Genomic DNA, 12,315 nt, shown 5'->3' with positions numbered 1-12,315 from the left:
CCGCTTCCTGCGATCGCCGGGGTAAGGGTCGATGATCGGCACCTGCCGGTGATTAGGGTGGGGCGGGGAGGTGGCCGATGACGTCGGAGATGAGCGGTGCGGCACTGGCCGGGCTGCAGGCGGCGGTCCCCGGCGGCGTGCTCACCCGGTCCGCCGATCGGCTGCGGCTGGCGCACGACGCCTCCCACTACCTGCTGCACCCGAGCGCGGTGGTCACCCCGGCCGACGCGGAGCAGGTCGCCGCGCTGCTGCGGCTCAGCCGCCGCACCGGCACCCCGCTGACCTTCCGCTCCGGCGGCACCAGCCTCAGCGGGCAGGCGGTCACCGATCAGCTCCTCGTCGACACCCGCCGGCACTTCCGCGAGCTGGAGGTCCTCGACGAGGGCCGCCGGGTTCGGGTGCAGCCCGGGGTGGTGCTGCGGCAGGTGAACAACCGGCTCGCCCCGTACGGCCGGCGGCTGGGTCCGGACCCGGCCAGCGAGTCCGCCTGCACCGTCGGCGGCGTGGTCGCCAACAACTCCAGCGGTATGACCTGCGGCACCGAGTTCAACACCTACCGGACGCTGGAGTCGCTGCTGCTGGTGCTGCCCAGCGGCACGGTGCTGGACACCGGCGCCCCGGACGCGGACGCCCGGCTGCGCGCCACGGACCCGCAGCTGCACGCCGGACTGCTGCGGCTGCGTGACCGGGTACGCGGCAACCCCGACTCGGTGCGCCGGGTCAGCGCCCAGTACGCCATGAAGAACACCATGGGGTACGGGGTGAACGCGTTCCTCGACCACGACGCGCCCGCGGACCTGCTCACCCGGCTCGTGGTGGGCAGCGAGGGCACGCTCGCCTTCGTGGCGGGGGCGACCTTCCGCACCGTACCGGCGCATCGGCACGTCGCGACCGGCCTGCTCGTCTTCGACACCCTGGCCGCGGCGATGGCGGCCATGCCGGCGCTGGTGGCCGCCGGGCCGGCCGCGATCGAGCTGCTCGACGCCGCCGCGCTGCGGGTCGCCCAGCTGGACCCGAAGGCGGACGCCACGCTGCGCGGCCTGGCGGTCCGCGAGCACGCGGCACTGCTGGTCGAGTGGCAGGAGTCCGACCCGGAGGCGCTCGCCGCGCGGGTGGCGGCGGCCCGGCCAGTCCTCGCCGAGCTGCCGCTGACCGCCCCGGCCCGGCTCAGCGGCGAGGCTGCGGCCCGCGCCGCGCTCTGGCACATCCGCAAGGGCCTGTACGCGGCTGTCGCCGGCGCCCGCCCCTCGGGCACCACCGCGTTGCTGGAGGACATCGCCGTCCCGGTGGACGCGCTCGCCGACACCTGCGCCGCGCTCGCCGGCCTGTTCGCCCGCCACCGGTACGAGCAGAGCGTGATCTTCGGCCACGCCAAGGACGGCAACCTGCACTTCATGCTCAACGAGCGGTTCGCGGGCGGTGAGGCCCCGGCGCGCTACGCCGACTTCACCGAGGAGCTGGTCGACCTGGTGCTCGGCCACGGCGGCACGCTCAAGGCCGAGCACGGCACCGGCCGGGTGATGGCCCCGTACGTGCGCCGCCAGTTCGGCGACGAGCTGTACGCGGTGATGCGCGAGCTGAAGACGCTCTGCGACCCGGGCGGGGTGCTCAACCCGGGTGTGCTGCTCAGCGACGACCCCGACGTGCACATCCGGCACCTGAAGACTGTGCCCACGGTCGAAGCCGAGGTGGACCGGTGCGTCGAGTGCGGTTACTGCGAACCGGTCTGTCCCAGCCGCGATCTGACCACCACGCCCCGGCAGCGGATCGTGTTGCGCCGGGAGATCGCCGCCGCCCGTGCCGCCGGCGACCTGGCGCTGGCCCGCGAGCTGGAGGACGCGTACGGGTACGACGGGGTGGACACCTGCGCCGTCGACGGCATGTGCGCCACCGCCTGCCCGGTCCTGATCAACACCGGTGACCTGGTGAAGCGGCTGCGTACCGAGCGCACCGGCCGCGCCGCGCAGGCCGGCTGGCGCGGCGCGGCCAACCGGTGGGGCGCGGCCAACCGGGGCATGGCCCGCGGCCTGAACCTGGCCGGCGCGGTGCCGCCCGCACTGCCGGAGGCCGCCACCCGCGCCGCCCGGGCCGTGCTCGGCGCCGACCGGATCCCGCAGTGGCGGCGTGACCTGCCGCGCGGCGGCGAGGCGCGCCGGCCGCACCCGGTCGACGAGCCGGACGCGGTCTTCGTCCCGTCCTGCCTGGGCACCCTGTTCGCGCCCGCCGAGGCCGGGCCGGGCGTCGCCACCGCGCTGCTCACCCTGGCCGAGCGGGCCGGGATACGCCTGCTCGTGCCCGACGGGGTGACCAGCATGTGCTGCGGCACGCCCTGGTCGTCCAAGGGCCTCACCGCCGGCTACCAGACGATGCGCGACCGGGTGCCGCCGGCGCTGCGGACAGCCAGCCGGGACGGCGCGCTGCCCGTGGTCAGCGACGCGGCCTCCTGCACCGAAGGCTTCACCAAGCTGCTCGCCGACGCCGGTGAGCTGCGGGTGGTCGACGCCGTCGCGTACGCCGCCACCGAACTGCTGCCCCGGCTCACCGTCCGGCGCCGGCTGGGCTCCCTCGCCCTGCACCCGACCTGCTCGTCCACCCGGCTGGGGCTCGACGAGGCGCTGCTCACCGTGGCCCGGGCGATCGCCGACGAGGTCGTGGTGCCCGACGGCTGGCAGTGCTGCGGCTTCGCCGGGGACCGGGGGCTGCTGCACCCGGAGTTGACCGCCGCCGCCACCCGCGACGAGGCCCACGCGGTCTCCGCGCGGCCCTTCGACGGGTACGCCTCGGTCAATCGGACCTGCGAGATCGGAATGGCCCGGGCGACCGGGCAGCCGTACCGCCACCTGCTGGAACTGCTCGCCGACGCCACCGCCTGACCGGCTCAAGAGGACCGAACCGTCCCATAGGGATTGCGGCCCTTGACCATCACTATTCCCATGGGGAATAGTGGCCGTTATGGCAGCCTCCCATGCTCTGCTCGGGATCCTCGCCGCACAGGGGACCAAGCACGGTTACGAACTCAAACACGAGTACGACCGTCGGCTCGCCGGAGTCCGCCCGCTCGCCTTCGGCCAGATGTACACGGCGCTGGCGCGCATGCTGCGCGCCGGGCACATCGCCGAAGCGGCACACCAGCGGGTGGCCGGACCGGACCGGGTGGCCTACCGGCTCACCGACGACGGCCGATCCGAACTGATGGCCTGGTTGGCGCAGCCCGTGCCGCCCAGCCCACACGTGTCCGCGCCGCTGTTCATCAAAGTGATCATCGCGTTGCTGGCCACGCAGGACGAGACCGTCGCCCGGGCGCTGCTGGCTGCCCAGCGGGCCAGCCACCTCGAGCAGATGCGCCAGCTCACCAAGGTCAAGACGGACGGCAAGGCACCACTGTCCGAACTGGCCGCCGCCGACTACCTGCTGAAACATCTCGACGCCGACCTGCGCTGGATGGCCACCACCCTCGAACGCATCACGGCGATCCGCGCGGAGGTCCTGGCATGACCGCCCAACCGTTCGACGCCGCAGCAGGCAACAGCGGCCCCCTGCTCGAGGCGCGCAACATCAGCAAGGCGTACGGACCAACCCAGGCGCTGCGTGACGTGTCCCTGTCGGTCGACCGTGGCGAGATCGTCGCGGTCACCGGGCCCAGCGGCTGCGGCAAGTCCACCCTGCTGCACTGCCTGTCCGGCATCCTGCGCCCGGACAACGGACAGGTGCGGTTCCAGCACCGCGACATCGCTGCCGAGAGCGAGCACGTCCGCTCCCGGCTGCGCCGCACCACGTTCGGCGTGCTCTTCCAATTCGGCCAGGTGGTGCCGGAACTGACCGCAATCGAGAACGTCACCCTGCCGCTGCAGCTCGGCGGCGCACGCTACCGCAACGCCGCCTCGGAAGCCCGCCGGTGGCTGGACCAACTCGGCATCGGCGAACTGGCCCACAAGCGCCCCGGCGAAATATCCGGCGGCCAGCAGCAACGGGTCGCGCTCGCCCGCGCGCTGGTGACCCGCCCCGAGGTGCTCTTCGCCGACGAGCCGACCGGAGCGCTGGACAGCCTCGCCAGCGAGCAGGTCCTCACCGGACTCATCCGCCTCGCCCGCGAGCAGGGCACCACGGTACTGCTGGTGACACACGACATCCAAGTGGCCGCGTACGCAGACCGCGAGATCACCATGCGGGACGGCCAGGTGGAGACCGACGGCCGGATCACCATCGGCGGAACCGTCCGATGAGGCTCGGCAACACGTTGCGGTTGGCCTTCGCCGGCACCCGAGCCGACCGCGCCCGCGTCACCATCACCACCCTCGCCGCAGCCGCGGCGGTGCTGGTGCTGCTGTGCTGGGCGACCGTCGTGTCGATCGGGCCCAATGGCCCGTACAGCAACCGCCTGTTCACCAGCGAAACCGTGCTGGAGAACCTCGCCCTGTCGATGATGCTCTTCACCGTGCCGGCGATGTTCTTCCTGGCGCAGTGCGCCCGGCTCGGCGCACCCGGACGCAACCGGCGGCTGGCGGCGTTCCGGCTCGCCGGGGCCTCCCCGACACAGGTGGCGTGGGTAGCCGCCGTGGAAACCGGCCTCGCCGCCTCGATCGGTGCGCTGCTGGGCACCGTGGCCTACCTCGCCGGCCGGGCGATCCTCGACCGGCCGGACCTCGACGGCACCCGTCCGCTGCCCACCGACGTGCTGCCCGCACTGCCGTTGATCGTCGCCATCGTGCTCGGCGTTCCGTTGCTGGCCACAGCCCTGGCCGTCCTGCTGCTGCGCCGCGTCGTGATCACGCCCTTCGGCGTGCTGCGCCAATCGCGGCGCCAAACGGTGCATGCCTGGCCTGGCCTGCTCGGGCTGGCCGGCCTGGCCGGGTTCACCGCGTTGAACGTGGCGTCTCGTTCGGACTTCGTGAAACAGGGCGGGCTCGGCGGCCACAAGGAAGCGTTGTGGGTGCTGGCGATCCTGGCCTGCGCGGTGCTGTTGATGCTCGGACTGATGCTCGGCACCGCGTGGATCGGGCAGGTCAGCGCACGCCTGCTGCTGCGCCTGACCCGACGCCCCAGTGCGCTGATCGCCGCCCGCCAGACCCTCGCCGACCCGTACGACGGCAGCCGCACCTACACCGTCATCCTGGTCACCACCGCGTTCGGTGCCGGCGCGATGATGCTGCACTCCTGGCTGGTTACCAACGTCGCCGTCCGCGCCGCCGCGTACGGGCCCTCGTGGGATCCGAGCGGCACGGCCGCGTTCCGCGCCGACGTCTACGAGATCATCAACATGGTGCTGCTCGGCCTGCTCGTGCTGGCCGCGCTCGCGCTGCTGGTCGCGTTGGTCGAGTCGGGCGTGGCCCGGCGCCGTACCCTGGCCGCGCTCGTCGCCGCCGGTACGCCGCGCGCCGTGCTCGCCCGGGCGCTGTGCTGGCGGGTGCTGATACCCGCTGTGCCCGGCATCGCGTTGGCCTGCCTGTACGGATTGATGGCGGTGCGCTCCTTCACCGCCACGGCCAGCGCCGGTGGGGACCAGGAGGTGTGCACCGGGACCGTGGCGGAATGTGCTGATCCGGCGTTGCGCGCCCTGCACACCAGCTACCAGGCCGTCGAGCTGACCTTTGCGGTGCCGCTGCCGTGGGCGGACGTCGCGGCCCTCGCCGCCGCAGCGCTCCTGGTGATCCTTCTCGTGATCGCGGCGAGCATCCTCCTGCAACGCTCCAGCACCGACCCGTCCGAACTGCGCGCCGATTGACCGACGCCGCCGAACCGTCGTGCCCCGGGGGAGGTTGGCGGGGGAGGTGTAGCATCCGGCGGCGTGCTGCGGAGTTGGTGGTTGGCCGGCCTGATGCTGGCGTGCGGGCTTGTCGTTGGGTTCAGGCAGGACAACCCGGCGTTGGCCGGCATTGAGTTCCTGGTCTTCGCGGGGCTCGCCGTCCTGTTCTCGCCGCTGGTCTTTCCCAGGTCGGTGACCGCAACGCAGGCACGGGAGCGCAGCGCGCGCGACGGCCGCCCGATCGTGTACTGGCGGCCCGGCTGCCGGTACTGCCTCCGGCTGCGGTTGCGGCTCGGCCGCAACGCCGGCCGGGTGCACTGGGTCGACATCTGGAGTGATCCCGCCGGGGCGGCGGCGGTCAGGGCCATCACTGGCGGCGACGAGACGGTCCCGACCGTGGTGGCACACGGCGAGGCGGTGGTGAACCCGGAGCCGACCTGGCTGCTGCAGCGGCTGGTGCCGTGACCGAACCTGAGGAGCCGATCGTGCAGGAACCTCGCCGCGCACGGGAGCTGGGCATCGTGGTCGGCAAGATGCCCACCGGGCCCGTGAACGCCATCACCGACGTCCCGGGCGTACGGGTCGGTCACACCACCCTGATCGACGGTGACGACATCCGGACCGGGGTGACGGCTATCGTGCCGGACCAGCTCACCGAGCGGCGGGCCTTGCCGGCGGGGCTGGACGTGGGCAACGGTCATGGCAAGCTGGTCGGGTCGACTCAGGTGATCGAGCTGGGCGAGATCGAGACCCCGGTGGTCCTGACCGCCACCCTGTCGACGTTCCGGGCCGCCGACGCGCTGGTCAGCTACATGTTGCAGCAGCCGGGCAGGGAAGCGGTCCAGTCCCTGAACCCGCTGGTGGCGGAAACCAACGACGGCTTTTTGTCCGACATCAGGGCGCGCCCGGTGCGGGCCGAACATGTGTTCGGCGCGTTGACGGGGGCCCGGGGTGGGCTACCCGCGGAGGGCGCGGTGGGCGCCGGGACCGGCACGGCAGCGCTGGGCTTCAAGGCGGGCGTCGGCACCTCGTCGCGTACTGCCGCCACCGCGCGGGGCTCGGTGACGCTCGGGGTGCTCGTGCAGGCGAACTTCTCCGGAGTCCTGCAGGTGTCGGGAGTGCCCATTCCCGCCGGGAAGGTTGGCGTCCCGGCGGTCGCGCACCAGCCCGAGCATCCCGGAAACTCCTGCGTGATCGTGGTCGCCACCGACGCCCGGCTCGACGCCCGCCAGCTGGGCCGGGTCGCTCGCCGGGCGGTCTTCGCGATGGGCCGGGTGGGTTCGGACTTCGCCGGTGGCAGCGGTGACTACGCGTTGGCCTTCTCGACAGCCCCGGTCGACACTCCGGCAGCTGAGGAGGGCGACCTGGAGCCGGTCTTCGCGGCCGTGCTCGAGGCGGTCGAGGAGGCGCTGTTGAACTCGCTGTTCATGGCGCGGACCACCGTCGGATTCCAGGGCCACGTCAAGTACGAAGTCCCGCATGATCGAATGCTGGACCTGCTGCGGGCCCACTGCGTGGAGCTTCATCACTGACCCGCGGGGCTCTGCGGCCAGAGCGCTCGGGTCAGCTCAGTGATGATCTCGGCCGCCGGGGCGGCCCGGGCGGTGCGCCAGCCGCTGCCGGCCCACAGGTGCAGGTGGTCGGGGTCACCGGCGCGGGCGGCGGCGGTGCGCCACCGGGACCAGCATTCGGCTTCCGGCCCGTCGCAGGTCCCCGACGACGGCCGCGGGCGGGAGGCCGAAGGTGAGGTGGCATTCTCATTATCGAGAATGATAATGTCTGGCCATGGCCTCGTCAGCAAACGGTTGGGCGGAACTCGCCCTGCATCCGGTGCGGATCCGGATCCTGCGGTCGGTCGCCGGCGCCCGTCGCACCACTCGTGACCTGGTCGCCGCACTGCCGGACGTGCCGCAGGCGACGGTCTACCGGCACGTGGCAACGCTGGTGGCGGGCGGGCTGCTCGAGGTGGTCGAGGAGCGGAAAGTGCGCGGCACCGTCGAACGGGTGTACGCGCTGCCCGCCCACGGCGCGGCACTCGGCCCGCAGGATCTGGCCGCCGCCAGCGCCGACGACCATGGGCGGTGGTTCACGGCGTTCGTGTCCAGCCTGCTCGCGGAGTTCTCCCGGTACCTGTCCCGGGAGCGGATCGACGTGGTCGCCGACGGCGTCGGTTACCAGCAGGTGGTGCTGCACCTCTCCGACGCGGAATTCGCCGAGTTCGCCGCGGAACTCGTCGCGGTGATCGCCCCGCGGCTTGCCAACCAACCCAACCCGGACCGGGTGGCCCGCGTGCTGGCCACCATCCTGATGCCGCTCGATCCGGCACCCGACACCGACTCCGCCGCCACCGCAGCGCCACCGCCGACCGCCGACCCCGCGCCCGGGTCACCCGGCGACGCCGACCAGAGCTGATTACCGCCCCCGGCCCGCCTCTCCGGGCCCAACGGAAGGAGTCTCCATGGCCGTAGTGGCCGTCACCGGCGAGCAACTCGACATCCGGTTCAGCTCCGGCGAGCGGATCTGGCTGCGCCGTGACCAGCTGACCGTCCCGCTCTCCGCCGTACGGCAGGCGGCCTGCGTCGACCAGCCGCTGCGCCTGGCCCGAGGCGCCCGGAGCGGCTTCGTGGTCTCCGGCTTCATCAAGATCGGTGTCTGGGGCGTCTTTGGTGGCCCCCGCCAGCTCGTCTCGGCCCGCCGTGGCGAGCCCGGCCTGCACCTGGTCCTCGAGCGGTCGACCGCAAACCTCGAGTACGACGAGATCGTGCTGTCGGACCCGGCAGCGCCGCAGCTCGTGGAGGCGATCCGGCACGCGATGGCGGGCCAGCCGTGACCGACAAGCGACTGCCCATCGAGGTCTTCCGGCTGACCAAACGGTTCGGGGCGGTCACCGCCGTCCGCGACATCAGTTTCACCGTCGAACCCGGCCGGGTCACCGGCTTCCTCGGGCCCAACGGCGCTGGCAAGACCACCACCCTGCGGATGATCACCGGCCTGGTGGCCCCCACCTCGGGCCACGCCACTATCGGCGGCCAGCCGTACGCGCGGCTGCACCGCCCGTCCAGCAGCGTCGGCGCGCTCTTCGACGCCACCGCGGCCCACCCCGGCCACACCGCCCGCGACCACCTCCGGGTGTACGCCGCATTGGGCGGCCATCCCGTCCGACGCGTCACCGAGATGCTGGACCGGCTCGGCCTGACCGCGGTGGCCGACCGTCGGGTCGGCGGGTTCTCCACCGGCATGCGGCAACGGCTGAACCTGGCCACCGCGCTGCTCGGCGACCCGCGTGTCCTGCTGCTCGACGAGCCGAGCAACGGCCTCGACCCGGAGGGCATGGCCTGGCTGCGGTCCCTGCTGCGCGCCCTGGCCGAGGACGGGCGCACGGTCCTGGTCTCCAGTCACGTGCTCAGCGAGGTGCAACAGCTGGCCGACGACGTGGTGGTGATCCGCGACGGCGAGCTTGTCGCCGCCGGCCCCTGGTCCCGCCTGGCCGGCCCGCCGGCAGCGCTGGTGCGCACCCCCGACGCCGCGGCATTGGCCGCCGCGCTCCAGCCGGCCGGACCGGACCGCGCCAGCGCGCTCCAGGTGACAGCCGTCGACGCCGACCGGCTTCGGGTGTACGGCATGCCGACGCCCGAGATCGCCGCCATAGCGGCCACCCACGGGCTGCGGATCCATGAACTCGGCACCGAAACCGCCGGACTCGAAGAGCTCTTCCTGCGCCTCACGAGTGCCCCGACGACCACTCCTCGACAGGTGGATCTGTGATGCTGGATGTGATCAGGGCCGAATTCCGTCGACTGCTGGCCACCCGGATGTGGGTCGTGGCCCTGGTGGTCGCCGCGCTGATCGGCGGCGGGCTGATCGGCGCGCTGGCCCTCGTCGGCCCGGAGAACTTCACCCCGCCGATGCCCGGCCTGGACACCGAGCCCGGGATCCGGTCGGTGCTGGGCATCGTCGGCTTCACCGCCTTCGTGCCGGCCGCTCTCGGCACCGTGGCGATGGCCAGCGAGTACCGCCACCGCACGATCGCGGTGACTTTCCTGTTCGCGCCGCGCCGCTGGCAGGTGCTGACCGCCAAACTCGTCGCGTACGGGGTCGCCGGACTGGCGTACGGCATCGTGCTGGCCGGCACGGGAGCGCTCGGCCTGTTCGGCGCGGCGGCGCTCCGCGGTGTCTCGCTCGGCCTGCCGGTCGGCACCGTGCTGGTGTTGGTCGCCCGGATCGGCGTGGCGATGGTCGCCTATCTGTTGCTCGGCGTCGCCGCCGGCGCCCTGCTGCGCAACCAGATCGCGGCGCTCGCCGTGGTGGTCGGTTATCTGTATCTGGGCGAGACGCTGCTGATGATGATCCCCGGGGTGAACCTGGCCTATCCGTTCCTGCCCGGCGGCGCGACCGCCGCCCTGACCAACTACACCTACCTGGCCGACGCGATGGCGGAGCAGCTCGCCACCAGGCCGGTGCACCTGTTGTCACCGGTGGCCGGCGCCCTGTTGATGCTGGCATACACGCTGGTGGCCTCGGCGGTCGCGGTGCTCGTGCCGCTGCGCCGGGACGTCACCTGACCAGCCGCCGGGCGGCGGTCAGAGTGGGCCGACGTGCTGTCGGATGGGCCCGGTGAGGAGCCACGTGGCGAGGACGGCGGCGGCGATTCCCGAGACCAGTAGCGGGAGGGTGCCGTCGTGGCCCCAGGCGAGCCCGGCCCAGAGGCCGGCGGGCAGGATCGCCAGGCCGGTCAGTCCCTGGAACAGGCCCTGGCCGGTGCCCTGTTCGTGGGCGGCCAGGAGGCCGGAGATCCAGGCTTTCCCGACTCCGTCGGTGAAGGCGGTGAATCCGCCGTAGACGGCCAGGAGCAGCCACGCGGCGGTGTGGGAGTGGGTCAGGCCCAGCCCGGTGTAGGCGAGGGCGAACAGGATCAGGCCCGCGCCGAAGACCACGGGTGGTGACAATCGGTCGGCGACGACCCCGGCCGGATAGCTCAGTACGGCGTAGACCGCGTTGTAGGTGACATAGGCGCCGATGACGGCGGGGACGGAGAAGCCGATCTCGTTCAGGCGGAGGAGCAGGAGTGCGTCGGGGAAGTTGACCAGGCCGAAAAGCGTCAGGACGGCGACCACCCGCCAGTAGCGGCCGGGCAGCTGCCGAAAATGCCAACGTTCGGTACGGGGAAGGCGGCGGGGTGCCTCGCGGACGGCGACGACCAGGACGGCGCTGGCCACGGCGGGCACCACGGCGATGATGAGCAACGGCCGGATGTGGTGGTGCAGCAGCTCGTAGCCGGCCAGACCGATGAGCGGCCCGATCACTGCGCCGGCGGTGTCCATCGCCCGGTGGAAACCGAACGCCCGTGCTCTTGCGGTCTCCGGCACTCCGGTCGCGATCAGCGCATCGCGGGGCGCACCCCTGATGCCTTTTCCCAGCCGGTCCACGCTGCGACCGGCGAGGACGACCGGCCAGACGGTGGCGGCGGCGATGACGATCTTCCCGACGGCGGCAAGCCCGTACCCGAGGCCGATCATCGGCCGGGCCCGGAACCGGTCGGCGATCCGGCCGCTGATGATCTTGCTGAGCGCGGCGGAACCTTCGGCGATACCCTCCACCACCCCCACCACGGCGGCGGGCGCCCCCAACACGGCGGTGAGGAAGATCGGCAGGATCGGGTACAGCAACTCCGACGCGGCGTCCTGCAACAGCGACACCCCGGACAGGACCTTCAAGTTCCGGGTCAACCAGGAACCAGCCGGCTGACCGGGCGTGACGCCGTTCGGCTCATCGGGCGGCCGCTCAGTCACCCGTTCACCCCCGACCGGTGCGGACTCTGCCGTCAACGGTGGCAGACCGGCGACCTCCGCGTGGCCGATACGGTGCCCAGCCGGCGAAGTTGTGCTGCGGAGCGACCTTGATCAGTGACGGAGCGCCATGAGCGCCGGCGAACCACCCTTTCCGGCCTGCCCCTGCTGGTGCTGCGTCGGCCAGATAGCGGGCAAGCGGCCGGTGGTGTCAGCCGTGCCGGCGAAGGTCCAGCATGTGGAAGACCTTCTCGTAGCGGCGCTCGCCGACTGCGACGAAATCAGGCAGACGGCCGTATTCGGTGAAGCCCAGCGACCGGTAAAGGTGCAGGGCGCTGCTGTTGTCGCCACGGGCGTCCAGGGTGAGGACTTCGATACCTGCCCGCCGGGCGTCAGCGATCAAGGCGGCGGTCAGTGCTCGACCGATGCCACACCCGTGGGCGGCAGCATCCACCGCGAGCTTCTCCAGGTCGGCGTGCGGCCGGTGAGTCGGTCGGGTATAGCGCAGCCAGTAACCCAGCCCGACCAGCCGACGGTCGAGATATGCGGCACGCAGGGACCCGTCCCCGGCTTGCACCGCACTGACGACGTGGCCGAGAAGTTCCGCCACGTCAGCGCGGGAGGGCGGTTCGACCCAGCCGAGCGCGGCGCCTGCGCGGACCAGGTCCGCCAGGATCTGATGGGCTGACTCCACCAAACGGGGCCCGAGGTCCGGGTCGGATGTCAGCTCCATCGCATCCAAGATGGCCGGCCCGCTGCTGGCCACGGTCGTGCTCACGGCCAGGA

The 12,315-nt window shown here is 72.3% G+C and carries 12 protein-coding genes; 10 read left to right on the top strand and 2 right to left on the bottom strand.

From position 1 onward, the window contains the following. Nucleotides 1-77 precede the first annotated feature (77 nt). The 10 genes from ACNAVT_RS26245 (at nt 78) to ACNAVT_RS26200 (ending at nt 10,305) form a co-directional block, all read left to right on the top strand. Entirely contained in the window at nt 78-2,873 is a 2,796-nt protein-coding gene (locus ACNAVT_RS26245) for an FAD-binding and (Fe-S)-binding domain-containing protein (protein WP_416299991.1), read from the top strand. Nucleotides 2,874-2,952: 79 nt separating this feature from the next. Beyond that, nucleotides 2,953-3,495, top strand: coding sequence for a PadR family transcriptional regulator (locus tag ACNAVT_RS26240; RefSeq protein WP_416299990.1), 543 nt, complete (start codon nt 2,953-2,955; stop codon nt 3,493-3,495). Further along, the gene (locus tag ACNAVT_RS26235) at nt 3,492-4,223 is read left to right on the top strand and encodes an ABC transporter ATP-binding protein (RefSeq protein WP_416299989.1); all 732 of its coding nucleotides are present in this window, start codon (nt 3,492-3,494) and stop codon (nt 4,221-4,223) included. Before ACNAVT_RS26240 ends, ACNAVT_RS26235 begins: the two co-directional genes overlap by 4 nt. Continuing rightward, a complete protein-coding gene (locus ACNAVT_RS26230; protein ID WP_416299988.1) occupies nt 4,220-5,722 on the top strand; it encodes an FtsX-like permease family protein in 1,503 nt (500 codons plus the stop codon). The genes ACNAVT_RS26235 and ACNAVT_RS26230 overlap by 4 nt, the downstream gene beginning before the upstream one ends. Nucleotides 5,723-5,785: 63 nt before the next feature. Next, a complete protein-coding gene (locus ACNAVT_RS26225) occupies nt 5,786-6,208 on the top strand; it encodes a glutaredoxin domain-containing protein (RefSeq protein WP_416299987.1) in 423 nt (140 codons plus the stop codon). Between the two features lie 20 nt (nt 6,209-6,228). Continuing rightward, nucleotides 6,229-7,275: a P1 family peptidase gene (locus ACNAVT_RS26220; RefSeq protein WP_416299986.1), complete on the top strand. Its 1,047-nt coding sequence runs from the start codon at nt 6,229-6,231 to the stop codon at nt 7,273-7,275. 253 nt (nt 7,276-7,528) lie between these two features. Further along, nucleotides 7,529-8,155 carry a helix-turn-helix domain-containing protein gene (locus ACNAVT_RS26215; RefSeq protein WP_416299985.1) on the top strand — a complete coding sequence of 209 codons (627 nt, stop codon included), beginning with the start codon at nt 7,529-7,531 and terminating at the stop codon, nt 8,153-8,155. A 46-nt stretch (nt 8,156-8,201) separates the two neighbouring features. Beyond that, nucleotides 8,202-8,573, top strand: a complete 372-nt coding sequence (locus ACNAVT_RS26210) for a hypothetical protein (protein WP_416299984.1) — start codon at nt 8,202-8,204, stop codon at nt 8,571-8,573. Beyond that, nucleotides 8,570-9,508 carry an ABC transporter ATP-binding protein gene (locus ACNAVT_RS26205; RefSeq protein ID WP_416299983.1) on the top strand — a complete coding sequence of 313 codons (939 nt, stop codon included), beginning with the start codon at nt 8,570-8,572 and terminating at the stop codon, nt 9,506-9,508. The genes ACNAVT_RS26210 and ACNAVT_RS26205 overlap by 4 nt, the downstream gene beginning before the upstream one ends. Further along, the gene (locus ACNAVT_RS26200) at nt 9,508-10,305 is read left to right on the top strand and encodes an ABC transporter permease (RefSeq protein WP_416300041.1); all 798 of its coding nucleotides are present in this window, start codon (nt 9,508-9,510) and stop codon (nt 10,303-10,305) included. Before ACNAVT_RS26205 ends, ACNAVT_RS26200 begins: the two co-directional genes overlap by 1 nt. An 18-nt stretch (nt 10,306-10,323) precedes the next feature. On the opposite strand, the gene ACNAVT_RS26195 is transcribed toward ACNAVT_RS26200, so the two are convergent. Both ACNAVT_RS26195 and ACNAVT_RS26190 read right to left on the bottom strand, forming a co-directional pair. Next, entirely contained in the window at nt 10,324-11,469 is a 1,146-nt protein-coding gene (locus ACNAVT_RS26195) for an MFS transporter (RefSeq protein WP_416299981.1), read from the bottom strand. Between the two features lie 271 nt (nt 11,470-11,740). Beyond that, nucleotides 11,741-12,307 carry a GNAT family N-acetyltransferase gene (locus tag ACNAVT_RS26190; RefSeq protein ID WP_416299979.1) on the bottom strand — a complete coding sequence of 189 codons (567 nt, stop codon included), beginning with the start codon at nt 12,305-12,307 and terminating at the stop codon, nt 11,741-11,743. Nucleotides 12,308-12,315: the final 8 nt, after the last annotated feature.

The sequence above is a fragment of the Micromonospora sp. SL4-19 genome (genome assembly GCF_047921475.1).
Lineage (GTDB): Bacteria > Actinomycetota > Actinomycetes > Mycobacteriales > Micromonosporaceae > Micromonospora.
The sequence above is the reverse complement of the archived record's forward strand: the minus strand, read 5'-3'. Positions and strand labels throughout refer to the sequence as shown.